Here is a 25,152-nt window from a genome sequence, read left to right as displayed (position 1 = left end):
ATCTATACAAGAAAGTCATACTCCCAATAGATTATTCGACTGATCTCAAATAATCATCAAAATAATGTTGCATTAATTCAAGATTTTCTGGCAGACCTATTGTAATCAATTGATCAATGTACCAGTCCCACTCATCTTCAATGGTACCTTCAGTAATCCACTCAGCAAATTTTGCCATCGCTAAATTCATAAGATCTTTATTGCGAAGACTCATTTCAGTATTGTCTTCCTGACTATATTTGATAAAAATTCCTGGATAGACATCTCGCTGTATATCTATTCTTGAGTATGCATCTTGATATGCTTCTTGCTGAGAATTACGTGTTTGCATATCCGCTCCTAGCTCTAATTCTAAGGAATCTGCCAAATACATTGGTCCGTTTTCAGCCCAAGTTTTTGTCCATTTCCAAGTACCGGGATCGATTGATTCATTAGCAGGCGGTAAGACACTATATGTGCCATCTCCATGATCGTCAATACTCTCACCTATAGAACCAAATAACACTTGCATACTTGTTTCTGGATCGTAAAGTTCATTAATAAATCTCATCGCTGCTTCTTTTTCTTCTGTTTGCGCTGACATTTGGATCATGTTCTCACCATAGTTCAATACGTTATAATCATACGCCCATCTTACTTCATTAGTAGAGTCTTCAGATATTTTCATCGGTGGGAATGATTTATATTGGGATGCTAATTGATTACCAAATCTATCGGGAATTTCCCAACCGAAAGTATACCCTACTTTTGCTATGCGTCCATCGCCACGGGCCATTGATTGATAACTAGTGAACTCTTGAGTAAAGACTTCTTGATTAATTAAATCATCTTTCCAAAGTTTATTTAAGAAAATTACGACATCCTTATATCTTTCATCCATAAAGAAGTTTTTTAATTCTCCGTCTTCAGCAAAGTATCCAGTTCCGCTTTCTGAAGGTGTAATTCCTGTACTACCTAGAAGAACTGTTGGATGGAAAAAACCAAATCCACTTGTTCCAACTGGCGCCCAATCAAAGGGGATTTCATCATCAGGATCCCCATTACCATTTGCGTCTTCATTTTTAAATGCTAATAAAACTTGATGTAACTCATTCCAAGTGGTTGGCATATTTAAACCTAAATTATCTAACCAATCCTTGTTAATAAATTGCATTGTAGCTGATTTCGGAGAATATCTTTGGTATTTAGGCAACCCATAAATTTCGCCATCTTGTTGGGTAGCAATAATTTCAATTTCTGGCTTATCCTCAAACATTTTTTGTACATTTGGTGCATGGTCTATTAATTCATTCAAATCTTGAAATAAACCAGTAAATTGAGCAAAATCATCATCTGTAATGGCATTAGGACCTACGATCAAATGAGGAATGTCACCACCAGCTAGCATTGCGTTCTTTTTTTCATCCCAGTCCGCAGTTACCTCTTCCCAATGAATTTCTACACCTGCGCGTTCTTCAGCTTTTTGTAGCCACAGCATATTTTTTGAACTCATTGTTATTGGATGTTTAATTATCATAGCATTTAATTTTATTTCACCTTCTGATACATCATTAGAATTTACGTTCGAATCGTGATTTAAGTCTCTGGTTACTTCTTCATTATTGCTGCTAAAATCTGTTAATATAATGAAAACAAGACTAACAACTATAAAAATCATAAAAACTTTCTTCATGGCCCCTCCTCTCCTGATTTATATTTAATCACTGATAGAAAACTTTAAATAGTAATTACCTAATACCATTTTTGTAAGAAGTTATCCTAATAAAGTGCCTACCGTTTGTGACATTCTTACACCAAATATAATGCTAAATATTATCTACTTAAAGTTTTCCTGTATATTACCAATATACTATAATATGTAATCTAAATAACCAAGAATCTTTGAAACTTTTAAATTGTGCACCTTATACACCCGATAAGCGAAATTAAATGAATACCCCGATTACATGTATCTTATTAAATCCTTAACTTTAGTTGGGATTGTTACTAAGCCTTAAGTAATGATAGGTAGATTGTATTATAGGTGGTTTCTTTATGGAAGATTATGAACGGGAAATTCGTAGTTCAGCTTTACATCAATTTATGAAAGTATTAAAGGATGAGATTCAACGTTTATTGCCTGGGAAATCAAGTTGGATTATCGGAATTCTTATTACATCTCTAGTATTCGGTGTCCTTCATCTTCATTCTTCTTTTAATTTAGGGATTTACTGCACTTATTAGTAGCTGGTTATGGGGATGGATGTATGCACGCCGTGATTCGTTAATAGGAGTAAGCCTTTCTCATTTATTTGTTGGTTGGTGGGTCAACAGTGTAATGATAGTTATTGAATCTGAGAAAAAGTGGTTATCTATTTTAGTCGGTCAAACCTTTCATATTAATATACTGGGCATTGTGTTGTATTTATAGACACAAATACTTATAAAAGGGGTTATGGGAATGTTTCCCTATAACCTCTTTTTTTTAGGATAATAGATTTATAAAATGAGATTGTAACATCAATGCTTCTCCCGTCAAATCTTTTGCACTAAGATTATGTCCATAAAGAAATTAAAAATTGATTTATTGATATAAAAGCAATTTTTTCTTTCATAAATCTATTTTGTTCACCAGCTCTTAAATATAATACTTACACTATTAGCAAGTTAGAGATATAATTGACTTTGAATGAAAATAAAATTATCATTTTCATCAGAATGGTCAAAAAATCGTAAAAACTATGTAACAAAAGAATAGTAAAAGGACGGTAATGTATGGAAGAACAAAACATAACAAGGTTAAATCTAGAAGGTAAAGAACTGATCTTGATTGGAACGGCTCACGTTTCTAGGCAAAGTGCTGAGCAAGTGAAGCAAGTCATTGAAGCAGAAAAACCAGATGCTGTTTGTGTAGAATTGGATGAACAAAGGTATAACGCTGTAATAAAAGATAACCAATGGAAAGATATGGATATATTTAAAGTGATTAAAGAAAAGAAAGCCACATTACTTTTAATGAATTTACTCATTTCTTCTTTTCAAAAAAAAATGGCAAAGCAGTTTGGGATTAAACCGGGACAAGAAATGATTCAAGGAATTGAATCAGCAAATGAATATGGTGCCGAAATAGTTCTTGCTGACCGTAATATTCAAATTACATTTGCGAGAATTTGGCACCAGATCGGTTTTTGGGGAAAAGCAAAACTGATGACATCAATTGTAGCTAGTATTTTCAGTAAAGAGCAAGTGACAGAAGAGGATTTGGAAAGAATGAAGTCAGAGGATATGTTGAATTCTGTACTTGAGGAATTTACAAGAGCTTTTCCTAAATTAAAGGTTCCTTTAATAGATGAAAGGGATCAATATTTAGCTCAAATGATCAAAGATGCTCCGGGAAAAAAGATAGTTGCTGTCTTAGGGGCTGCACATATTCCAGGTATTAAAGAAGAAATTAAAAAAGATCAAAATTTAGATGCATTATGTGAAAAGCCTCCTAAATCAAAAATTCCAAAGATTCTAGGTTGGTCGATCCCTCTGTTGATTATTAGTATTATCGCTTTTACGTTATTTAGCAATCCTGCAGCAGGAATGCAACAAATTATTAGTTGGGTCCTTTGGAATGGCTCCTTTTCAGCCCTTGGAGCGCTAATTGCTTTTGGTCATCCAATAGCAATACTTACAGCTTTGGTAGTTGCACCATTGAGTTCCTTAAGTCCATTGTTGGCGGCAGGGTGGTTTGCTGGAATAGCTCAAACCTATTTTCGGCGGCCGAATGTGAGCGACTTTGAAAGTTTGTCAGAAGATGTATATAACTTTAAAGGATTTAGAGACAATAAAGTATCACGTATTTTGCTTGTCGTTGTTATGAGTAATATAGGAAGTACAATCGGTACTCTAATTGGTGGCGCAGACGTGATTCGATTGTTTCTACAGAATTTACTTTAATTGTTTGAAAATAATAAATTTATAATAGAAGGGAGCCTGTTGAAAAAGATAATAGGTGCCAACCAAAATAAATTATCTATGTTATGAAGTGTGAATATCGGACACTATTATGAGTAAAAACAACCTAAAAGACACTTTGCCCAAAATCTCGGGGAAAGGTGTCTTTTTGTATTTAATTATTAATAAAAAACACCTGTTTAAATTCAACAGGTGCCTAGTTTATTTTTTCTTACGTCATTGTTGATTTTGTTGATTTTGCTGTTGAGCAGACTGTTGTTGAGCTTGCTGCAACTGTTGAGTAGCTTGTTGTAATTCTTGTTGAACTTGCTGAAACTGCTGTTGCTGTTGAGGTTGAGCGCTGCTTTGCGCTTGTTTTAAATTTTGTGTTGCTTGTTGTAACTGTTGCTGAGCTTGTTGAATAGCTTGAGGGTTCGCTTGCTGTGTTGCTTGCTGAATAGTTTGTTGTGCTTGTTGAATAGCTTGTTGCGCTTGTTGTGCGGCTTGTTGCGGTTGCTGGTTTTGTGGCATGAATGTATTCCTCCTAGTTAAAGTTTGTAGATTTCCTTGCGTTTATTAGTTTCTCTATCTTTACAAAAGATATGCGATTTATTTCTACTGATTTAAATAAAATTTAGTGTTAAAACTAGGTGATAGTAAAGATTCAATTAAAATGAATCTAAATGAACAAATAATAATAGACACTAAATGAAATTTGGAGTAAAGTAAAATTATTAGCAAATATTAGATACTTGCTTAAGTACACCTTGGTATGCAAGTCTTGAAATGGTGAGTATTATTCACAGCATTTACTATATAAAAGTAACTAGATAGGAGAGATTCTCTTGTTAAAATGGTTGATGATCATCTTGATGACAGCAGGTGTGTTTATTATTTCAATAAGTGTGTATCAAATTTACAATGGTAATGTCGAAGTTGCTCATGCCCTAGAAGAAGCTCAATCGATCGTCAAACAAGAAGTTGATGAAAAAGATGATACAAATTCTATAGAAGCCAAGGAATTGTCTTCTGAAGACGGTGAAGTAATTGGTATCATTTCCATTCCTAGATTAGAAAAAGAGCTCCCAATTATTCAAGGGACGGAAGATGAGCAACTAGAAAGAGGCGTTGGTCATTTTACTGGATCAAAATATCCTGGTCAAGGAAGGCAAGTCGTATTGTCAGGACACCGTGATACTGTTTTCACAGGCTTAGGTGACTTGGAAGAAGATGACGAAATAATAATTAAAATGGATTATGGAACGTACACTTATTATCTTCAAGAGACTTATATTGTAGATAAAGATGATTTAACTGTCATTGATTCGACTATAGATGAAGAAATATTAACATTAACAACGTGTTACCCTTTTAGTTATTTTGGTGATGCACCTGATCGATATATTATAGAGGCTGTAAGAAAATAGCGAAATAGATTACGTAGTAACGACGAAAGTAATAATACAGCAGAGGATTCAGACAATTCTTGAATCGTTTGGAATCTTTTAATTTTTTTCGGATAGAAAAATCTACCTAAATCACGTTTCTTTTTATTTTATTGTTTTAATGATATTCTATTAGGTAGATTTCTTTGGTGAAGGAGGAACAAATTTGAAGAAAATAGGATCGATTACTTTTATAAGTTTGATGACATTGCTCATTTTTACTGCTTGTTCTTCAGATAACGGAGAAGATTCAGGGAGCTATGACCCTGATGATTACCAATTTAGTTTGATGAGTACGTCTGGAAATGACGTAGACTTGTTCGAAGATGATGAAAAAGCTCTATATCTCTATTTTACTGGAGTCGAATGAGGAGTTTGTATTTCTCAGCTAGTTGAGCTGAATGCACATGTAAGTGAAATAGAACAGTTAGGATACTCGGTTTACGGTATTAGCTCGAGTGATCCGGGGAGTCATGAAATTCTCGTAGAAGGCGAAGGCTTAAATTTTGAACTGTTAACAGATGAAGAGTTCGAATTTGGAACTGAATTAGGATTTGTTGATATTGAAGCACAAACGATTGTTCGAGGATATACAGCTGTTAATCCAGTTACAGGTGAAATAAGAACAGAAACTGATTATCTCGTTGGTGAAAACGCGGATGAAGTTTTACAAGTGTTAGAAGGTTTATAAGATTTCACCGTGTAAACCATACAATATTGCTTTAATCATGATGGGGTGCCAGAGCCGAATTCGGTTCTGTTACCTTCTTTTTAACTTCTGGTGTTTTGTTTCAAAGTAGCAAAATAAAAATTAGAAACGTATAGGATGGTTTAGTGGGAAATGGTGAATCGTATTATGATTGTATATACCTAACTTTTTAAATAGAAATGGTGCTATGAAAGTAATCCAAAGTCCGATTAAGCCATATCGAACAAAATCATAGATTGCCATTTCAGGAAAAATCATTTTTAACCCAATTTGTAACCCGAAAGTACCAAAGATCCCAATAACAAAAGCAGCAGCTTTTCGTGAAACTTTTCGACTAATTTCCATTCCTATAAATTTCTCTTGTGTGAAATATCCAATGCCAGCACCGACTAGAATTCCTGCGTACTGAATGCCTTCCTTCTCTGGGAAAATGATAACAAGGATGAGAGGAATAAGGAAGATTAAGATCCATTTGATTCCATCAGGAAGATTTGCGACTTTTTCTTGTAGATAAACGCCAATAAAAACAAATAGAGCGCCTAATAATAAACCAATGATTATATCATTTGGCCAATGTAGTCCACTGTATAATCGAGCTACAGATATGAGAAAAATGAGTATGATTGCAAATCCTGGAAATAGAGGATTTCTGATAACGGTTGCTAAGTATCCCCATAACGTTGCGGAACCTTGTGCGTGACCACTGGGAAATGAATCATAAGGATAATGACTACCTACTTCTGCTGACGACACAAAGATTGATTGAACACCATCTGAACCTATTGGCCTTTCAATAGCAAAGTAAATCTTTAAGTATGAATTGACATAAACCGACAACAAGAAAATGTAAAACAATCGAAATCCAATTTTTTTCGATACACACCAGTAAAAAAACGGAATAATTAGAAAGTAAAACTCCTCATTTCCTAAGAATGTAAGTAGAGAAGCGAACATATCAAGTAGAGGGTTTTGCAACTGAGTTAATTCAATTAATATCGTCGTTTCGTTCAACATAAGACCTCTCCCTATTCTGAAAAATAATCTGAAATCTTTACATATAAAAACATATTCGACATAATTATGGAAATTCCTCTAATCAATAAAAATAAATAAACCGCCATTTCCTTGCTTTAACAGTACCTCATTCAAAGGCGAGTCGGGTTATAACTCCACAATGTTTTATTGATTTGATGTTTACAACGAACTTTATGGGGGAAACGTTTTATAAATACTCAGAAAGGGTGTTTTAATATGAATCAAAAAATTCAAGCTTTTTTCAAATCTGAAAATGATGCAGAAAGTGCCAACATGAAGTTAGTTACAGCGAACGTTTCAAATCAATTTGTCGATGAACTCCCGCCAAATTATAATAGTGGTAAAGGAGTGATTCTTGTACCAGCGTTAAATTCGACAACGACTGGAAGTGGAGGAGCGCTTGGTACTGGAACTGCTGGAACATTTACTGGAGCACTGCACGATTTAAAGGATCCTGCTGAAAGAAATAATTTCACTCACATTCTTGAATTTGAAGTTGATGTAAAAGACGTAGGGAAAGCTCTTGATGTTTTAAAAGATACAGAAGCTTATGTGGATGAAAATATCCTCAAGGAATAAGTTAAATATACAGAAAAAAACTCCTGATTATCAGGAGTTTTTTTCTGCATGAAAGTCTTTTATACTGAACAATCTATCAAAAAAATAAAAAATTGTTGGAAAGAAAACATATTATTTTTGAAAAAAAGAAAAAAGAATTGAAAACAAATTTTTTTATCTCTATAATTGAACTATAGCATTTAGGTAGAACTTAAACTAATTATTGGAGGTTAGGTATGAACGATACTTATGGCAAAACACATTGGTTTGTTCCAGATTGTTTTATTCCAACGCAAAGTGAAGGGACTCAAGAAAGTCATGAAGCGATATGTATCTTAAATTGTAACGAAAAAACAGCACAATTAATGATAACGATTTACTTCGAGGATAGAGACCCAATTGAAGGCGTTACTTATGACGTTGCGGGAAGAAGGACAAAGCATATACGAACGGGATGGCTGAAAAAAGATGATATTGAGGTGATTCCAAAAGGTGTCCCTTATGCAATGGAAATAAAAAGCCAAGAACCTATCGTCATTCAGTATAGCAGGTTAGATTCTTCGCAAAAAGAATTAGCATTAATGACAACCATGGGTTATACCTCTTAAACTTAGTTTTATAAAGGATGATAAGAATGAAGAATGCAAGTTTAGCTGTTGACATTGGAGCTTCGAGTGGCCGTTTAACGATGGGATCTATTGTTGATGGAGAACTAGTATTAGAAGAAATCCATCGTTTTGAAAACGGACTCATAAAAAAGAAAGAGCACCTTTGTTGGGATATCGATCATCTTTTTAATGAGGTGAAAGTAGGCCTGAAGAAGTGTGCAGAAAACGGATTGGCCCCTACTAGTATAGGAATTGATACGTGGGCTGTCGATTTTGTTCTTCTTGATGAAAATGATCAATTATTGACAGATGCTGTTGCATATCGCGATCCTCGTACGGACGGGATGATGGAGGAAGTCGAACAAATTATCCCGAAAGAAATGTTATATGCACAAACAGGAATTCAGTTTCAGAAGTTCAATACAATATACCAGCTGCACTATTTAAAAAAGCATAAACCTGATTTATTAGAGAAAGCAACATCGTTTCTAATGATTCCAGACTATTTACATTATTTGCTGACGGGTGTTAAAACAAATGAGTATACGAATGCTACATCGACACAATTGGTTCATGCGAAATCGAAAAAATGGGATCGTCAACTTATTGAGCAATTAGACTTAAACTACGATATGTTTTTACCTATTCAAATGCCTAAAACAAAAATAGGGAAACTTAAGAAATCATTAGTTGAAGAAGTAGGATTAGATATGGAAGTCATTTTACCAGCTACCCACGATACGGGGTCTGCTGTTATCGCAACCCCTGAAAAGGGTGAAACAATTTATATCAGTTCAGGTACATGGTCGTTAATGGGAGTGGAAAGTTTTCACCCCGTAACGAACAATATTGCTATGAACTATAACTTTACAAATGAAGGTGGGATCGATGGAAGGTTCCGATTTTTAAAAAATATCATGGGTTTATGGATGATCCAAGAAGTAAAACGGATGTATGATGATATTTATTCATTCTCAGAGTTTGTCAAAATGGCTGAAGAAACTGAAGCATTCGATTCTATCGTTAATGTTGATGATGCGCGGTTCTTAAAACCTGATAATATGGTAGAAGAAATTAGAGGATATTGTCGGGAAACAAATCAAGTAATACCTCAATCGCCCGGTGAAGTGGCAAAATGTGTGTTTGATAGTTTAGTAGAAATATATAAACAAACGGTAGAACAACTAGAAGAAGTTTGTGGAAAGACTTTCAATAAAATTAATGTGATTGGCGGTGGCACACAAAATGCCATGCTTAATCAACTAATAGCAAGTGGTACGAAAAAAAATGTCCATGCGGGTCCAGTAGAAGCGACATCAATAGGTAACATCGTTGCACAGTTTATCGCTTTAGGAGAACTGAAGGACATTGACGAGGCAAGAACAATCATTAAAGATTCATTTGACATCACATTGTATAAAGGAAGCGAGTGAATAATATGACAGTAAACGAAAACTACCAAATGGCTAAAAAATCATATGAAAAATGGGGGATCGACGTCACGGATGTCTTAGCAAAACTAAAGAAAATTCCGATTTCAATACATTGTTGGCAAGGAGATGATGTTACGGGGTTTGAGGTGAATCAAAATGAACTGTCAGGTGGCATCGAAGTGACAGGAGATTATCCAGGAAAAGCAACAACCCCGGAAGAGTTACGACGGGATATTGAGATGGCGCTTAGCTTGATTCCTGGAAAACATCGGATTAACCTCCATGCGATTTATGCCGAAACAGATGGCGAATTTGTGGAACGTGATCAGTTAAAACCAGAACACTTTAAAAAGTGGGTTGATTGGGCGAAAGAGCACGGACTAGGATTAGATTTTAATCCAACGCTATTTTCACATGATAAAGCATCTGATGGACTGACGTTAGCTCATCCAGATCCGAGTATTAGGAAATTTTGGATTGATCACTGTATCGCCAGTCGTAAAATTGGCGAGTACTTCGGTAAAGAGCTAGGTACACCTTGTTTAACAAATATATGGATTCCAGATGGATACAAAGATACGCCGAGTGATCGATTGACACCGCGTCAAAGATTAAAAGATTCGTTAGATGAGATTTATGCTGTTGAAATCGATGAGAAGTACAATTTGGATGCGGTTGAGAGCAAGGTATTCGGGATTGGTTCTGAATCATATGTAGTTGGTTCTCATGAGTTTTATTATGGCTATGCCTTAAAAAACAATAAATTATGTTTAATGGATACAGGGCATTATCATCCAACGGAAACAGTATCAAATAAAATTTCTTCGATGTTGTTGTTTAGTGATCAATTAGCCTTACACGTTTCAAGGCCAGTAAGATGGGACAGTGACCATGTCGTCACATTGGACGATGAATTAAAAGAAATTGCTATCGAAATCGTTCGTAATGATGCCTTAAATAAAGTCATTATTGGTCTTGATTTCTTTGATGCGAGCATTAATCGCGTAGCAGCGTGGACAATTGGGACAAGGAATATGCTTAAAGCGCTTCTCTATGGGATGCTCATGCCACATGACCATTTGAAGCAGTTACAGGAAAGCGGGAACTTCACGGAACGATTGGCTTTACAAGAAGAACTTAAAACATATCCGTTTGGAGCAATATGGGATTACTATTGCGAACAAATGGACGTTCCAGAGCAAGAAAATTGGCTGAAAAATATCAAAAAATATGAAGAAGAAGTCTTAGTGAAAAGGGAAGCTGAATAAAAAGGAGTGCACATAAAAAGTCTTCCACCGTTATTTTTAAAGCGAATATCTACAGGTGCAAATTATTAGTATTAAAACTTAAATGGAAGGGACTTCTTTTCATGTGGAATCTTGATAATTTTTACGAAGAGATATATGAAAATACGGTTAGTAAGCAAAAGATATTCTCGAGTACTGAGAGGTACCGGTTCCATTTAAAACAGTCATTAACAGAGGCGCTAGGAAAATTTCCTGAGCGCCCTAATGACTTTAAATTGGAAAAACTAGAAATAAGAGAATTTGAGCAATATACTCGAGAAAAAATTAGTATTTCTTCAATTCTTGGATTATCGATACCGATATATATTCTTACGCCAAAGAATATGATGGAAAAACATTCGTCAGTACTTGCATTACATGGTCACGGGTATGGAAGTAAAGAAATAGTTGGCATGAAAGAGGATGGATCGGAAGATGAAGAGCCACCTGGAATTCATAAACACTTTGCAATAGAACTTGTAAAAAGAGGTGTAAAGGTTTTTGCTCCAGAAGTTGTTGGATTTGGAGACCGTATGTTATCGAGAGACATAGAAAATAAGCTGCCTAGCTCTTGTTACGCCCTAGCAACGCAACTACTCATGTGTGGTCAAACGCTTCCAGGTTTGCGGGTTAATGAGACGTTGAGAGTACTAGATTTGGTTATGTCATTGGAAGACGTTGATGAAAACCGTGTAGGAATTATGGGTTTTTCTGGAGGGGGTTTAATAGCTGCGTATTCTTCAGCGCTAGACGAAAGAATTAAAGCAACTGTATTAACGGGATTCACGAATACATTTAAAGGAAGTATATTAGCGATACGACATTGCCTTGATAATTATTTGCCTGGGATATTAGAATCTGCGGAATTACCTGATATTATTGGTCTTATTGCCCCGAGACCGTTGTTCGTTGAAGCAGCTATAGATGATCCGATCTTTCCGATACAATCTACTAGACAAGCAATCAAATGTCTAGAAGAAACGTATAGAAAACAACATGCGACAAATAATATTACAACAGATGTCTTTAGAGGGAATCATATGATAAATGGAAGATACTCTTATGATTGGTTAGTGGAAGAATTGTCTAGTAAATAAGTATTTAACTAAACAGAAAACCTGAATTAAATCTATAGGTTTCCTGTTTGATCATCTTAACTTTGTTAAAATAGATTACCTAATCAATCTAAATTGAATAACTTTCAAAAGTTACTTCTTTACCGTTTATAGCACGTATAGTTTTTTCTGAAGAATTAAAAGAACTTTCTAGGCGAATATCATCATTTCGAATCGTGTTGTGAGTTATTATTAATTTTTTGTTTTCTAGCACAAACTCAGTTTTTGAAGTTTCTAGTGTCGATTTAAATTGTTCTAGAGTCTGTATATTATACTGTGATGCTTCTTGTGTATTTAACACTTCTAATACAACACCATTCTCTTTTCCGACGCTTTTAACAAGTAACCGATCGTCTTTTTCGTCGATGGTATAGGAGTGCATGAGCTGAATTGCAAAAAAGCAGCGATCAACGAATCCAAATAAACTTCTGCTATTAGTAATCCAATCTCCTTTAGGTAGTAAACCAATAATATAATCGTGTTTCGAGTTAGTCGAGTCAAATGTTGCAGCCACGACATTTTTATTAAATATCACATCGCTTCTCTTGCTTTCATGCCTTTCATCACCCGCAATATAGTCTTCCCCCGGTTGAAAGAAGTAGGCTTGATTGATTCCATCCGGTTGTATTGAGAGTGTGACATCCCACCGGTGCTGCTCATTCATATGTTCTTCGGTTCTTTCCCACATTCCCCCAAGTGCATATTCAGATGTCATATAAAGATAATGATGAAGCGATTCGTGTTGCTCTTTGTCATGCTTAAAGTACGTGTTAATTTTCTTTTTAATTTCCAAGTTCTTGTTAGGTTGGAGGGCTCGTTCATGTAGATTTTTTGTTACATGATAATCTAGAAACCCAGCTCCTTCTAACCTAGGAAAAGCTTTGGGTACATCAAAATCTCCAAATTGAATGTAATCAATAACATTGTTTTGATCTTCAGGAATGTCATGAGGTAATCCACGAGAGTGAGCACCGACCCATGTTCCTTTGAAATAAAAATCAACGCGATTTGTCCATAAGAGGTTTAATAATTTTGTTAACAGATCAGCAGATTTGGCATTTGTGACAAATCGACGCGCGAACGTAACAGCTTGAGTCCAATGCCATAACCAGGGGAGAGCTCCATATTCTCTAAAGCCATTCTCATTCACATGTTCATATAGCTTTTCCATATTATTAAAGCCTTTGTCCATGAGTGCTTGATCATTAAAATACTGGCCAAACATTAATTGATTCGTATACAGTTTGCATTCATGATGACTGAATGATTCTGAAATTCGCTTCAAGAATGGACTATTATAAAGATGTTGGAAAGAAACTTCGAATTCGTTTTTTAATTCACTTGGAAACGTACCTTGATAAACATTGTAAAAGTTAAGAAAGAAACTACTAAGCAATTCTGCCGGAAGTGGATGTGAATCAGCAGATGATGGTTTAGGAGAGAGGTTAAGTGGCCAGTGTCCATAAGTATCGCTTTCAGTACTTCGATCTTGCAGACGCAGTCCATCCAGGATAATTTCAACTGCAAGTTTTTCTGCAATTCTATTGTCTACAGATAAACGGATGTTGTCTTCATGAACAGCAGCATAGAGGTGTGTAGCAAAATAAAAATTATCACGTAGATCTTCTAAAAACCAAAAGTTATCCTTTTGAAAAGGTAGTATTAATGCCTTCTCTGCAGCTAATGAAATAACTTCCATTCTTCTGTTTTCAAATGACATAAACTCACGACCTTTTAAATTTTTTAGACTGTTAAACATTCAAAATGAAAAGGGAACGTCCGAATTCCCTTCTCATTTTAAATGCTTACGACTGTATTTGTTTGTTTTTGTTCGATATAGTTTGATTTTAACAATAATTTTGGTAAATAACAATACTCTAGTTTTAACATGAGCGTTTAGTTACGTTTTTTCATCTCCTAATAAAAAACAATAAAAAGATTCGTTTATGAATAGACCATCTAAAATATTCTTGGATGAATGGATTCTATTTGTTAAATTAAACGAGAGGGAATTCCAAAAAGTTTAGAAACCCTAAATTCCAATTCCAATAAAATGAAAGCGTTAACTATATTTGTGGGAGGAAATGACATTGTATTTTAACTTAACAAGCAAAGTGAAAATCGAAGTGCCTGAAAACTTATCTCTTCCTGTCAAACATGGACTGAATATTTTTTCTCGAGATATGACTGCTGTATTTGGTACAAAGCCAACATTTGCTGGGAATCATCCAACTGGAACGGTACTTCGTCTCAGTTATTCCACAGAATCTAATTCACTGCAGAGGCCCGAAGCATTTAAGATCATTTTTCAAGAAGAAAATGACCAGATGGTTTTACTTATTCAAGGAGATGATGATTTAGGACTCATTTATGGCTTATTACACTTAAGTGAGAAATACTTGCAGATAGATCCTTTTTGGTATTGGGCGGATCTCCCAATTGAGAAGAAAAAAGAAATTCTTATAGAAATGAAAGAATATACATCTCCAAAGCGACAAGTAACATATCGAGGATGGTTTGTTAATGATGAAGTGTGCCTTATTGGTTGGGAGGAGAACTATCCTCCATCGGCTGATGTATGGTACCCAGTGTTTGAAGCGTTATTAAGGTGCGGAGGTAACATGATTATTCCAGGGACAGACTTGCCAAGAGATGGCATTCATCATCAATTAGCAACTGAAATGGGATTGTGGGTGACACACCACCATGCTGAGCCGTTAGGAGCGGAAATGTTCTTGAGAGCGTATCCAGATGAAAAGCCAAGTTACACGATCAATCCTCATTTGTTTGAGAAGCTGTGGGTGGATGCGATTGAAAAACAAAAAGATGAGAAGATAGTTTGGACATTATCATATAGAGGACAAGGCGATACACCTTTTTGGTCTTTCGATCCGACTTTTCAGACAAATGAAAAAAGAGGGCAACACATTTCAGAAGTAGTACAAAGACAATATGATTTGGTCAAAGAAAGAGTGAAGGAACCCGTTTTCTGTCTAGCTCTATACGGTGAAATTGCTGAGCTTTATAAGTCTGGCTGGATTCGAGTACCGGAAGATGTTATTAAAGTTTGGGCAGACAATGGATACGGAAAAATGGTATCGAGAAGACAAGAAAATCTCAATGAACGAGTCCCATGTTTACCAGATGGTGATGATCCTTCGCCTCAAGGCATTTATTATCATGTTACTTTTCATGATTTGCAAGCATCGAATCATTTAACGATGACAACACTTTCTGCTGAAGCGATTGCAAATGAACTTCATCAAGTAAATGAAGGTGGAGGTTCTGAATTATGGTTGATTAATAGTGGAAATATCCGCCAACACCTCTATCCACTTGATTTAATTCGAGTTATGTGGAGCGATGGTGAAATCAACATAATCGAACATAGGAACAATTTTTTACAAAGAATGTTTGCTGAAGATGCTAGGAAAATCGCTCCTCTTTATGAGGCGTATTCAGAATCATCGATTGCTTTCGGCAATCATGAGGACGAAAAATCTGGGGAACAATTCTACCATCATCCTGCGAGGAGAATCATAGGTCACTGGCTAGCGAGAAAAGAGCAATTGCCAATTAAAAAACTATATTGGTTAACCGATGAGGTGTCTTTTGACGAACAAATATTGATTATTCGAAACATGTTGACAAATGGATTAGAGAAATGGGTTTCGTTGAAAAGAAAAGCATTGGATATAAAGCAAGGGCTATCAAATGAAAATCAAGTTAAATTTCATGACCAATTACTCTGTTCAATTGTTCTTCATGAATCAGGATGCAGAGGTTTTCTCTTATTATTAGATGGTTATCAATTGAGTCGATCGGAAAAATTTCCTGAAGCTTTCGTTTATGTAACAGAAGCACATCGTGCTTATATGGAAGGATTGGAAGCATTAAAAGAATCTGAACATGGAAAATGGAGTCATTTTTATCGAGCCGATTGGCTGACAAACGTTGAAAGTACGATTAACAATGTTGATGTCCTGCGCAGTTACTTGCGGATGCATGGGGATAGTCCAAATTTTTTCCAATGGTATAAGGAGTTCATTATGTCTGATTCTGAAAAACACATATATTTAGAAAATACGCACCGGCGAGTTCGCTCAAATGATGAACTATCAGATCTATTGAAAACTGAATTTTATGGAGTATCCAAATTCAATCAGCTAGAGAGGTCCTAATTGAGTGGAACCGGTGTTGTTGCATACGTTTACTAGTTTAGTTGTTTATTGAGCCGATAATTGTTATAATCGAACTATTATGAACATAAATAAACATTTAGATACGTAATGTCTTTGGTTAAAAAACTGTAGTAGAAGATGAGTATTAAAAATTTCAATGTTATAACTATTTAACGAGAGATAAAAATTGTATTACAAAGTATTATGAGGGAGGAATATGTATGTCAGTAGGTGTTCTTGCACATTTGGTTGGTAAAATGCCATACAGAGATTTAGCAGCTAAGATAGGTGACTTTGGTTTTGATCATGTTCAGCTCGCGCTTTGGAAGGCTGTAGACGATCATGACTTTTCTAAACCAGGATTGTTAACGCCTGGATTTGCAAAACAAATTGGCGAAGAGTTTGATAAAAATGGAGTATCTATTTCGGTACTAGCTTGTTATTTACATTTATATGAAAGAGATGAAGTAGTTAGGAAAGAGAACTTAGACCGATTTAAAGAACTTATTCGGCACGCAAAATTTATGGGTGCTCCTATGGTTGCAGCAGAAGTAGGTAAACCTAATGTTCCAGTTGAAGATAAAGATTGGAAAACGTTGGTCCATTCCATTCAAGAGCTAGCTGAGGAAGCTGAAAAGTGGGGAGTTTATCTGGGACTGGAAGCAGCCAATGGGCATTTAGTTGGCACAGCAATAGAGTTGAAACTTCTTCTGGATGAGGTACCTTCTTCAAATATTGGGGTCGTACTTGACCCTGGGAACTTAATGGATGAGAAGAACTTTCAAAATCAAGATCAGGTAATAGAGGAAGCTTTCGAATTATTAGGAAGTCGCATTATCGCTGCACATGCAAAAGATAGAAAGTGGAACGGTAGTCAACTCGATGTGTTACCTGCTGGCCAAGGTACGATGAATTATATGAAGTACTTGGAATTACTAGAAAAGTATAAACCTTACGCACCTATTATTATGGAAGAATGTAAACAAGAAGAATTGTTGGGTTCGAAAACGTTTATTGAGAATATTCAACGGAAATTTCGCTAGTACATGGAATGAAAGTCAGACGGAATGATAGGGTGAAGATTATGGGAAAACGTATATGCTTTATCATCGTAAGTTTAGTTATCGGATTGACAGCTTGTGGTGCAGAGGATGATACACTTGAAATATTATTTTTTACTGAGGAATTAAGTGCTCTTACAACAGAGGAACAGGTTTCTGAAGCTGTTCAAAAGATGGTACCTGAGTTAACAAATGAAGACTTTTCTATTACGTTTCACGCGGCGATGATAGAAAAATTTTCATTAGAAATTGCTGCGCAACAGGGGGATATTATCTTTGCTGATGAACATTTTCTTGAAGCGACAATGGAATCAGCAGGAATTCATCCGCTAGATGAAATTCTTCAGGGTACGAGTGATATTCCAGAAGAACTCTATCAGCAACAAAACCCAAGTACAGGAGAACTAAAATATTATGCAATACCGATGACTGAAAATATGACAGTGGTGAAGAATCTTGATGTTGAGTTGGTAGAAACAATTTCAACATTTATACCAGCGTATACGAACCATAAAGAGTTATCAATGGAAGTACTAGAGAAATTAATAGAACAAAGGAGTTAATGATAATGGCAAAATTAGAATTTAATGAGCAAGAAATTAAAGACGTCATCGATAAAGTAGTAGAGCGGACTTTTAACATGGATTTTCCGTGGGATTGGCCAGGTGGGGTCGCATTTTATGGAGTCACAGAGGCCTATGAGGTCACAGGTAATAAAAAATATATGGAACAATTAAAAGGGTGGATCGATGAAGAACTAGAAGACGGATTGCCACCATTGACTGTCAACGCATCTTCCATTGGTCATATACTATTATCATTATACAAGTATACAGAAGATGAGAAATACCTTGATATTGCAACACAAATGGCGGAATTCTTACTGAATGATGCGGAACGATTTGATGATGATGTGCTTCAACATACTGTTAATGGAACAAAATATAACTTTCCTGAACAAGCATGGGTAGATACTATGTTTATGGCGGGGTATTTTCTCCTTAGAATTGGAAAGTTATTAGACAGAGAAGACTTTTTTGAATTCGGTCTGAAACAATATCATGGGCATGAAAAGTTCTTACAAGATGATGATACAGATCTTTATTATCACGGATGGGATAATATCGCAGGAAATAACATGTCTAGCGTATTTTGGGGAAGAGGAAATAGTTGGGCAACGATTACGATGGCTAGAGCACTAGAGCTAGTGGAGGTGCAACACCCATCTTATATGGCTATTGATGGTTCTTTGAGAGACCAGCAAAGCGCTCTTGTGAGATTGCAACTTGAATCTGGACTTTGGCCAACTGTCTTGACTGATCCAGAATCTTATGAAGAATTATCTGGATCATGTGGAATTGCAGCTTCTCTACTTGTGAGAGGAAAGTTATATAATAAGTATATTCAGAGCTCTATCACGGGGATCTTAAATAATATCAAAGAAGATGGGTCTGTGATGAATGTATCCGCTGGTACTGCCGTAATGAATGATACTCAAGGATATCGTGAAGTTCCCGCCAAGAGAGTTCAAGGATGGGGACAAGGACTAGCACTTGTGTTTCTTGCTTCATTATTAAAACATCGAAATATTTAATTTCTATATATAATAAGGATTTCCTAAAAAAACAGTAGGAAACTATATTGATCTGTAGAGCTGACGTAAATATTTGTCTGCTCTGCAGATTTTTTTTATTTGCTAGATTGTACAGTTATGATATTAGTTCCCCTTTTAACTCGCTACAAATCAAGGGGGTACCTGAACGAGCAAAAAAGTGATATTGATAGAAATAATTTTCGATTGTATGGTTATTTATAACGCTTACATGTTCATGGAGGGATATTACAATGGATAAAGGTTACGGATGGAAAAGTGAGATCTCAGAATATAAAGATTCAATTAGTGGAGTGACAGTAAAAAGATTAACAAATTATCATGCGCATCATTTCCATACATATTTCACAAATAATGGTTGGTATGATGGAGAAACTAAATTGTTAATCGGATCAGATCGCGGAAACGTAACAAATCTATATAGTTTGGAAATGGAATCAGGTGAAATGAAACAACTTACCAATTTTTCGAAAGAAGATGTAGCGTCAATTCAAGGTACTTATATTAACCCGCAAATAAATGAAGCTTATTTCACATGTAATGAAACGATCATTTGTTTAAATCTTGAAACATTAGAAGAACGTAAAATTTTTAGTTCACCTCGTGGGTACCATTTTAGCAATTTAAGCTGCACATCTGACGGGAAAAAATTGTTATTTGGGTTAAGTGAAGATTTATATGACCGAATTGATAGTAATTTGGCGGGTGGGTATGTAGGTTTTGAGGAAATAGAGGCAGCGAGACCGCATTCTAAAATATGTGTTCTGTTTCTTGAATCAAACAAAGTCGAAGTGATCCATGAAGAAAAAAGGTGGATAGGTCATGTGAATGCTTCTCCGACACAATCTCATTTGCTCACTTTTTGTCACGAAGGTCCTTGGGATAATGTAGATCATCGTATATGGGCAATGGATATACGCTCTAAAAAAGTATGGAAAATAAGAGGTGGCTATCCTCACCAATATGCCGGACATGAATATTGGCACGCAGATGGTATTCATATCGGTTACCATGGATACACTGATTCTTTGAAAAAGAAGGATGGGAAATTTTTAGGGTATATTAGGTACGATAATACTGATAAAAATGAATGCCATTTTCCATATCAAAATATGCACATTCATTCAAATGATTCTACTTTGATTGTCGGAGACGGTCAACAAGCAAGTGCTTATCATGGTGAAGCTTATCAAGACTGTATTTTTTTATGGAAGCAAATAGCAGGGAAGATGGAAGGTCCAAGAATTTTATGTAAGCACCGAGGGAGCTTCCATACCCAGAAGGTACATGTACACCCTCGGTTTAGTCCAGATGGATCAAAAGTATTGTTTACAAGTGATAGAAGTGGATATGGAGATGTATATTTAGTAGATATACCTTCATTTGAAGATTTACCTCTAGCGTAAAATTAACTGTTTGTTGAAAATTTAGTAATGTGGGAGGGATTATGCAAATGAAACAAAGTGCTTTAGCTAGTTTTTATTCAGGTTTTCATAGGTTTGGTGATTATTTTATCCTTCTTTTATACTTAAACTTTTTATGGATTTGTTTTACTCTTCTTGGTGGGATTTTATTTGGATGGGCGCCTAGTACAGCTGCTGTTCTTACGGTACTTCGTCAAAAAATAATGGGGAATGACAATCCGACATTCCCTATATTTTGGAAAGCGTACCGACAGGAGTTTCTAAGAACAAATGGATTAGGGCTCATACTTCTCTTAACTGGATATATTCTTTTTGTAAATATACAATTTTTCGAAGTAGAAGTCGCTTGGATTTTTGTAAGTATTAGATACTTGATGATAGCGATTATGATTCTTTTTGGAATCATGGTATTGTATATTTTTCCGCTGATTGTACACTATGAAACGAGTTTATTTCGTCAGATAAAAAATGCTCTTTTTATGACAATATATAAACCGATTCGAACGATATATACAGTTGGTTCTTGTGTGATAGTATCCCAGTTACTTTTTGCTTTTCCGATATTCATACCATTTTTAGGAGTAAGCTTGTTTGCTCTAGTAATTATGTGGACGACTTACTTTACTTTTAGAAACATCGAAGAAAAGCAAGAAGAATTTGAGAAAGCAGAAGCATGATTTAATATAAAAATCTCTTGGTGGATAACGGAGATTGTTACGGTAGATGGAATCTATGATCGTAATTATAATAGATAGAAACTTTAATAACTACGCAAAAAAGTCCTAACTTTCAAAAAAGTCCAAATAAGAATGTTGATACACCAACATTAAATTGTAAAATAAAGATTTTATGATTGGAAGGTAAAAAATGAATATTGTAGGAAAGTTGTAAGCGCTTTATATTTAAGTGGAACCGAGAGCCAGAAAGTGAAAAGGAAGATACAGAAAAAGGGGGAATGTTTTCTTTAGAAATATGGCTTAATATAATCCGGTTCAAAAGCTATTTTAGGGAGGAAACTAATATTATGAAAAAATTAACTCAACGTTATTTCGTACCGTTTTTCGGACTATTACTGATTGTTGGACTTATTGGCTGTAGTAATGATGCAAATGAAACAAATTCAAACGAGAGCAATGATAATAATTCAAATGAATCGAATTCTAATGAAGAATCGGCCGGAGATGCTGAAGAAAGAATGTCAGTAAGAATTATGGCACCGTCGTTTGCACCAGATCCTGTCGGAGATGACAGTCCAGCATTACAAGCGATAGAAGATTATACAAATATGGATATTAGTCTTGAGCTAGTAGCAAATGCCAATTATGAAGATCGCTTTAATGTCACGATGGCTTCTGGAGATCTTCCACATATTATGGTAGCTCCAAAGGATGCAAGTTTTATTAATGCAACAAGAGATGGAGCATTTTGGGATGTAACAGATTATTTAGATGATTATGATAACCTTAGTCAAGCTAATGAAATTATCTTAAACAATGCATCTATTGATGGTCGGATGTTTGGTATTCCCCGCACGAGAGACCTCGGAAGAAATGGTGCGACAATTAATACAGAGTGGTTAGATAATCTTGGCTTAGATATGCCAGAAACAATCGATGATTTTCACGAAGTATTAAGAGCTTTTACTTATGATGATCCGAACCAATCAGGCGAAGATGATACTTATGGAATGGTTGTGTCTGAGTGGGAAGGACCTTGGGATAACTTGCAAGTTTGGATGGGGACACCAAATGAGTGGGGCGAAGATGAAAATGGAGATCTGATGCCAGACTTTATGTTTGACGAGTACCGTGAATCATTGCACTTCTTCAAAGAACTATATGATGACGGTTTAGTGAATGAAGATTTTGCAGTAATGGATTCAGGAGAATGGTTTGATCCTGTTGTAAATGGTGAAGCAGGGGTTGTTGTAGATGTATCGGATGCTGCTAACCGCCTTCAAAATCAAATTACAGAAGACTACACAGATGAAGATCAAATTTTGGATATTTTTGGAACAGTTGAAGGGCCAGAAGGTTTAAGAGTGAAACCAACACCTGGTTTTCATAACTTGCTTGCAATTTCGACAACTTCTGTTGAGACAGAAGACGAACTCAAGCGTGTATTACAATTTTTGAATGATTTAAATGATGAAGAGCCACAGAACCTTTCTTACAATGGTGTAGAAGGTATTCATCATGAAATAAATGAAGACGGTGACCTTGTTATAACTTCCCAACAAGACGGTGGAGATTTATTTGATAGTGAAGTTCGCGATTTGAATCAATTTCAAATGGCTATACCTGAGGCAAACTTTCGAGAAGGACCTCAATCAGCACTACAAGAGAAGGAAGCAGAAGTTATTGAGGATAATATGAATCACGCTGTTGCTAATCCTGCAGAACCGTTGATTTCAGCAACATATACAGAAAGAGGTACGCAATTAGACAATATTATTGACGATGCACGAATACAATTTATTGTCGGTCAAATTGATGAGTCTGAATTAGATGATGCCGTTGAATTGTGGATGAATTCTGGTGGAGAAGAATATATTGCAGAAATTAATGAGGCTTATCAAATAGCACAGGATGCACAATAAGTACATCTGAAAATATAGCCTGATGAAGCAGGTGGATTATCCACCTGCTTTTCATCACAGAAAGGAGAAAGGTATGCCAAAGATAAATTCAGAACAATATACTCCTACTGAGACAATTGAGTTTCATAAAATTTCAAAATGGGATTTGATTAAAAGGGATAAATGGCTGTACTTTTTATTATTACCAGGATTGATTTGGTTTATTATTTTCAAGTATGTTCCGATGTGGGGAACGTTGATTGCCTTTCAAAATTATTCTCCCTTTTTAGGTTTTTGGGGGAGTGAATGGGTAGGTTTTACGCATTTTGAACGATTGTTTCAGAATCCTGATTTTTTCAGAGTACTAAGAAATACGTTAATTTTGGCATTTTATGAAACGATCTTTGTTTTTCCAGCCCCAATTGTGTTGGCGTTAATGTTAAATGAGATTCGAATCACTGCATATAAGAGAACCGTTCAAACCCTCGTTTATATGCCCAATTTTTTATCTTGGGTCATAGTTGCGAGTCTGACATTTGTTTTCTTCACAACCAACGGTGGTATAGTGAACGCGGTAATTGAGAGTTTTACTGGAGAAACGGTCAACTTTCTGGGTGATCCATCTTGGTTCCGGACAATGATAGTCGGACAGCAAATTTGGAAAGATGCTGGATTTGGAACAATTATCTTTTTAGCAGCTCTTACGGGTGTAAGTAAAGAGCAATATGAAGCAGCGATTGTTGACGGTGCTGGCAGATTTCGTAGAATGTGGCATGTGACATTACCTGCGATACGTCACGTTATTGTTATATTATTAATTTTACGGATGGGAAATTTCTTAGATCAAGGGTTCCAACAAATTTACTTAATGACTAACTCATTAAATCGTTCGGTAGCTGACGTCTTTGATGTATATATTTACTTTACTGGTATTACTCAGGGTGCTTTCAGTCACAGTACAGCAGTAGGTTTGTTTAAAGGAATTGTTGGCATAATCTTAATACTGTCAACAAGGTATATTGCTAAGAAATTAAATCAAGAAACGTTATTTTAAATCGTAACCAAAAGAATGGAGGGAAAATGGTTATGAAATCACATAATACCCCATTAGGAAGAGTATTTGATGTGTTTAATTACATTCTATTAGGTGTGATTGGACTTGCGATGGTATTACCATTTTTATATGTTATGGCTGGTTCGCTTTCAACAGAAGCGGAGTTAATTAGAAGAACATTTTATATCATACCAGAAGTATTTTCTCTTGATGCATACAAGTATATCTTTTCAACAACGACCTTTGTTCGAAGTATTGGCGTTTCGGTATTTGTTACAGTAGTAGGGACAGTAGTAAGTTTATCTTTAACATTAACGATGGGTTATGCGCTATCTAAAACTAGAATATTAGGGCATACTGTGTTCATTTACATTGTTATTTTTACAATTATTTTCCAAGGTGGAATGATTCCTACATACTTGTTAATAAGAGACTTAGGTTTGTTAGACTCTCTATGGGCGTTAATTTTACCAATTGCGATGAACCCAATGTGGTTAATTATCGTGATCTCCTTTTTTCGAACACTTCCAAAAGAGTTGGAAGAATCAGCGCGTATTGATGGTGCCACAGATGTAGGAGTATTTTGGAAAATTGCATTACCTTTATCGAAACCAATTATTGCAACGTTTACGTTATTTTACGCAGTCCAATATTGGGGAGACTACTTCAATGCACTTTTATATATAAGTGATAATGCAAAGTATCCAGTTATGTTGTTGTTGCAGAATATGATGACAATGGCTGATGTCAATTTTGGGGATGCGGATGCACTTGTTGTTCAACCAGATGAAACTCTTACCTTGGCCGTTATTGTCGTAGCTACGATTCCAATCATGTTTGTATACCCATTCTTACAAAAGCACTTTGCAAAAGGGATGTTATTAGGGTCTGTAAAAGGATAACGAGGATTGGTAATTGTGCATAAAGGAAGTGAAGCCTACTATGGCTTCTTTTTCCTTGTTTAGGAAACGATAGATTTTTGAGTTGAACATTTTGTGTTAATATTATTAGGATAGCGAATTTTGAAGATACCTTGAAAATAGAGAGTTTACCATTCTACCGTTTACTGTACCATGATGAGTCGGAAAATCTCGTTATAATCCGTAGAAACAAACTAAGAAATTTGATACTT

General features: G+C 35.5%; 24 protein-coding genes. 20 read left to right on the top strand and 4 right to left on the bottom strand.

The window, feature by feature from the left end:
• Positions 1 to 31 precede the first annotated feature (31 nt).
• Entirely contained in the window at positions 32 to 1,672 is a 1,641-nt protein-coding gene (locus ACM26V_RS12020) for an extracellular solute-binding protein (protein ID WP_416151649.1), read from the bottom strand.
• A 362-nt stretch (positions 1,673 to 2,034) separates the two neighbouring features.
• Here ACM26V_RS12020 and ACM26V_RS12015 point away from each other — a divergent pair, with 362 nt between their 5' ends.
• From ACM26V_RS12015 to ACM26V_RS12005, 3 genes are all read left to right on the top strand, one after another.
• A complete protein-coding gene (locus ACM26V_RS12015; protein ID WP_416151648.1) occupies positions 2,035 to 2,223 on the top strand; it encodes a CPBP family intramembrane glutamic endopeptidase in 189 nt (62 codons plus the stop codon).
• A gap of 19 nt (positions 2,224 to 2,242) precedes the next feature.
• Entirely contained in the window at positions 2,243 to 2,410 is a 168-nt protein-coding gene (locus ACM26V_RS12010) for a hypothetical protein (RefSeq protein ID WP_416151647.1), read from the top strand.
• 344 nt (positions 2,411 to 2,754) lie between these two features.
• Positions 2,755 to 3,924, top strand: a complete 1,170-nt coding sequence (locus ACM26V_RS12005; protein ID WP_416151646.1) for a TraB/GumN family protein — start codon at positions 2,755 to 2,757, stop codon at positions 3,922 to 3,924.
• 234 nt (positions 3,925 to 4,158) lie between these two features.
• On the opposite strand, the gene ACM26V_RS12000 is transcribed toward ACM26V_RS12005, so the two are convergent.
• Positions 4,159 to 4,452: a hypothetical protein gene (locus tag ACM26V_RS12000; protein WP_416151645.1), complete on the bottom strand. Its 294-nt coding sequence runs from the start codon at positions 4,450 to 4,452 to the stop codon at positions 4,159 to 4,161.
• Between the two features lie 314 nt (positions 4,453 to 4,766).
• Between ACM26V_RS12000 and ACM26V_RS11995 the strand changes: the two genes are divergently transcribed.
• The 3 genes from ACM26V_RS11995 to ACM26V_RS11985 all read left to right on the top strand — a co-directional run bounded on the left by ACM26V_RS11995 (position 4,767) and on the right by ACM26V_RS11985 (position 6,057).
• The gene (locus tag ACM26V_RS11995) at positions 4,767 to 5,348 is read left to right on the top strand and encodes a class D sortase (protein WP_416151644.1); all 582 of its coding nucleotides are present in this window, start codon (positions 4,767 to 4,769) and stop codon (positions 5,346 to 5,348) included.
• A 184-nt stretch (positions 5,349 to 5,532) separates the two neighbouring features.
• Positions 5,533 to 5,736 (top strand): hypothetical protein, encoded by a 204-nt coding sequence (locus tag ACM26V_RS11990; protein WP_416151643.1) that lies wholly within the window; start codon positions 5,533 to 5,535, stop codon positions 5,734 to 5,736.
• Between the two features lie 9 nt (positions 5,737 to 5,745).
• Positions 5,746 to 6,057 (top strand): redoxin domain-containing protein, encoded by a 312-nt coding sequence (locus tag ACM26V_RS11985; RefSeq protein ID WP_416151867.1) that lies wholly within the window; start codon positions 5,746 to 5,748, stop codon positions 6,055 to 6,057.
• 120 nt (positions 6,058 to 6,177) lie between these two features.
• Here the strand turns inward: ACM26V_RS11985 and ACM26V_RS11980 are convergent, their stop codons facing one another.
• Positions 6,178 to 7,089 carry a phosphatase PAP2 family protein gene (locus tag ACM26V_RS11980; protein ID WP_416151642.1) on the bottom strand — a complete coding sequence of 304 codons (912 nt, stop codon included), beginning with the start codon at positions 7,087 to 7,089 and terminating at the stop codon, positions 6,178 to 6,180.
• Between the two features lie 237 nt (positions 7,090 to 7,326).
• On the opposite strand from ACM26V_RS11980, the gene ACM26V_RS11975 reads away from it, so the two are divergent.
• The 5 genes from ACM26V_RS11975 to ACM26V_RS11955 all read left to right on the top strand — a co-directional run bounded on the left by ACM26V_RS11975 (position 7,327) and on the right by ACM26V_RS11955 (position 12,092).
• Entirely contained in the window at positions 7,327 to 7,689 is a 363-nt protein-coding gene (locus ACM26V_RS11975; RefSeq protein WP_416151641.1) for a hypothetical protein, read from the top strand.
• A gap of 215 nt (positions 7,690 to 7,904) precedes the next feature.
• Positions 7,905 to 8,276, top strand: coding sequence for a sensory rhodopsin transducer (locus ACM26V_RS11970; protein WP_416151640.1), 372 nt, complete (start codon positions 7,905 to 7,907; stop codon positions 8,274 to 8,276).
• A gap of 26 nt (positions 8,277 to 8,302) precedes the next feature.
• Entirely contained in the window at positions 8,303 to 9,709 is a 1,407-nt protein-coding gene (gene rhaB, locus ACM26V_RS11965; protein ID WP_416151639.1) for a rhamnulokinase, read from the top strand.
• A gap of 5 nt (positions 9,710 to 9,714) precedes the next feature.
• A complete protein-coding gene (gene rhaA, locus ACM26V_RS11960) occupies positions 9,715 to 10,977 on the top strand; it encodes an L-rhamnose isomerase (RefSeq protein ID WP_416151638.1) in 1,263 nt (420 codons plus the stop codon).
• A 101-nt stretch (positions 10,978 to 11,078) separates the two neighbouring features.
• Positions 11,079 to 12,092 (top strand): alpha/beta hydrolase family protein, encoded by a 1,014-nt coding sequence (locus tag ACM26V_RS11955; protein ID WP_416151637.1) that lies wholly within the window; start codon positions 11,079 to 11,081, stop codon positions 12,090 to 12,092.
• Positions 12,093 to 12,180: 88 nt separating this feature from the next.
• On the opposite strand, the gene ACM26V_RS11950 is transcribed toward ACM26V_RS11955, so the two are convergent.
• Entirely contained in the window at positions 12,181 to 13,830 is a 1,650-nt protein-coding gene (locus ACM26V_RS11950) for a hypothetical protein (protein ID WP_416151636.1), read from the bottom strand.
• Between the two features lie 370 nt (positions 13,831 to 14,200).
• Here ACM26V_RS11950 and ACM26V_RS11945 point away from each other — a divergent pair, with 370 nt between their 5' ends.
• From ACM26V_RS11945 to ACM26V_RS11905, 9 genes are all read left to right on the top strand, one after another.
• Entirely contained in the window at positions 14,201 to 16,291 is a 2,091-nt protein-coding gene (locus ACM26V_RS11945) for a glycosyl hydrolase 115 family protein (RefSeq protein WP_416151635.1), read from the top strand.
• A gap of 221 nt (positions 16,292 to 16,512) precedes the next feature.
• On the top strand, positions 16,513 to 17,334 hold the full coding sequence (locus ACM26V_RS11940; RefSeq protein ID WP_416151634.1) for a sugar phosphate isomerase/epimerase family protein: 822 nt from the start codon (positions 16,513 to 16,515) through the stop codon (positions 17,332 to 17,334).
• A 41-nt stretch (positions 17,335 to 17,375) separates the two neighbouring features.
• Positions 17,376 to 17,915: a hypothetical protein gene (locus ACM26V_RS11935; RefSeq protein ID WP_416151633.1), complete on the top strand. Its 540-nt coding sequence runs from the start codon at positions 17,376 to 17,378 to the stop codon at positions 17,913 to 17,915.
• A 5-nt stretch (positions 17,916 to 17,920) separates the two neighbouring features.
• Positions 17,921 to 18,946, top strand: a complete 1,026-nt coding sequence (locus ACM26V_RS11930) for a glycoside hydrolase family 88 protein (protein ID WP_416151632.1) — start codon at positions 17,921 to 17,923, stop codon at positions 18,944 to 18,946.
• Between the two features lie 251 nt (positions 18,947 to 19,197).
• Entirely contained in the window at positions 19,198 to 20,370 is a 1,173-nt protein-coding gene (locus tag ACM26V_RS11925; protein ID WP_416151631.1) for an oligogalacturonate lyase family protein, read from the top strand.
• Positions 20,371 to 20,417: 47 nt separating this feature from the next.
• Complete coding sequence (locus ACM26V_RS11920; RefSeq protein ID WP_416151630.1) at positions 20,418 to 21,065, top strand: YesL family protein; 648 nt, start codon at positions 20,418 to 20,420, stop codon at positions 21,063 to 21,065.
• Positions 21,066 to 21,412: 347 nt separating this feature from the next.
• The gene (locus ACM26V_RS11915; protein WP_416151629.1) at positions 21,413 to 22,987 is read left to right on the top strand and encodes an extracellular solute-binding protein; all 1,575 of its coding nucleotides are present in this window, start codon (positions 21,413 to 21,415) and stop codon (positions 22,985 to 22,987) included.
• A gap of 73 nt (positions 22,988 to 23,060) precedes the next feature.
• On the top strand, positions 23,061 to 24,020 hold the full coding sequence (locus tag ACM26V_RS11910) for an ABC transporter permease (protein ID WP_416151628.1): 960 nt from the start codon (positions 23,061 to 23,063) through the stop codon (positions 24,018 to 24,020).
• A gap of 26 nt (positions 24,021 to 24,046) precedes the next feature.
• A complete protein-coding gene (locus ACM26V_RS11905; protein ID WP_416151627.1) occupies positions 24,047 to 24,922 on the top strand; it encodes a carbohydrate ABC transporter permease in 876 nt (291 codons plus the stop codon).
• Positions 24,923 to 25,152: the final 230 nt, after the last annotated feature.

Origin of the sequence: Salipaludibacillus sp. HK11, assembly GCF_047795645.1 — a bacterium.
Classification (GTDB): Bacteria; Bacillota; Bacilli; order Bacillales; family Salisediminibacteriaceae; genus Salipaludibacillus.
Note: the sequence above shows the minus strand (reverse complement) of the source record. Positions and strands in the feature narration are given on the sequence as shown.

Bases quoted from the DNA above. Each gene is read 5' to 3' on its own strand.
- ACM26V_RS12020 (WP_416151649.1), bottom strand. From the start codon at position 1,672: ATGAAGAAAGTTTTTATGATTTTTATAGTTGTTAGTCTTGTTTTCATT.
- ACM26V_RS11975 (WP_416151641.1), top strand. From the start codon at position 7,327: ATGAATCAAAAAATTCAAGCTTTTTTCAAATCTGAAAATGATGCAGAA.
- ACM26V_RS11930 (WP_416151632.1), top strand. From the start codon at position 17,921: ATGGCAAAATTAGAATTTAATGAGCAAGAAATTAAAGACGTCATCGAT.
- rhaA (WP_416151638.1), top strand. From the start codon at position 9,715: ATGACAGTAAACGAAAACTACCAAATGGCTAAAAAATCATATGAAAAA.
- ACM26V_RS11920 (WP_416151630.1), top strand. From the start codon at position 20,418: ATGAAACAAAGTGCTTTAGCTAGTTTTTATTCAGGTTTTCATAGGTTT.
- ACM26V_RS11970 (WP_416151640.1), top strand. From the start codon at position 7,905: ATGAACGATACTTATGGCAAAACACATTGGTTTGTTCCAGATTGTTTT.
- rhaB (WP_416151639.1), top strand. From the start codon at position 8,303: ATGAAGAATGCAAGTTTAGCTGTTGACATTGGAGCTTCGAGTGGCCGT.
- ACM26V_RS11980 (WP_416151642.1), bottom strand. From the start codon at position 7,089: ATGTTGAACGAAACGACGATATTAATTGAATTAACTCAGTTGCAAAAC.
- ACM26V_RS11910 (WP_416151628.1), top strand. From the start codon at position 23,061: ATGCCAAAGATAAATTCAGAACAATATACTCCTACTGAGACAATTGAG.
- ACM26V_RS12015 (WP_416151648.1), top strand. From the start codon at position 2,035: ATGGAAGATTATGAACGGGAAATTCGTAGTTCAGCTTTACATCAATTT.
- ACM26V_RS11940 (WP_416151634.1), top strand. From the start codon at position 16,513: ATGTCAGTAGGTGTTCTTGCACATTTGGTTGGTAAAATGCCATACAGA.
- ACM26V_RS11925 (WP_416151631.1), top strand. From the start codon at position 19,198: ATGGATAAAGGTTACGGATGGAAAAGTGAGATCTCAGAATATAAAGAT.
- ACM26V_RS11955 (WP_416151637.1), top strand. From the start codon at position 11,079: ATGTGGAATCTTGATAATTTTTACGAAGAGATATATGAAAATACGGTT.
- ACM26V_RS12010 (WP_416151647.1), top strand. From the start codon at position 2,243: ATGTATGCACGCCGTGATTCGTTAATAGGAGTAAGCCTTTCTCATTTA.
- ACM26V_RS12000 (WP_416151645.1), bottom strand. From the start codon at position 4,452: ATGCCACAAAACCAGCAACCGCAACAAGCCGCACAACAAGCGCAACAA.
- ACM26V_RS12005 (WP_416151646.1), top strand. From the start codon at position 2,755: ATGGAAGAACAAAACATAACAAGGTTAAATCTAGAAGGTAAAGAACTG.
- ACM26V_RS11950 (WP_416151636.1), bottom strand. From the start codon at position 13,830: ATGTCATTTGAAAACAGAAGAATGGAAGTTATTTCATTAGCTGCAGAG.
- ACM26V_RS11915 (WP_416151629.1), top strand. From the start codon at position 21,413: ATGAAAAAATTAACTCAACGTTATTTCGTACCGTTTTTCGGACTATTA.
- ACM26V_RS11935 (WP_416151633.1), top strand. From the start codon at position 17,376: ATGGGAAAACGTATATGCTTTATCATCGTAAGTTTAGTTATCGGATTG.
- ACM26V_RS11905 (WP_416151627.1), top strand. From the start codon at position 24,047: ATGGTTATGAAATCACATAATACCCCATTAGGAAGAGTATTTGATGTG.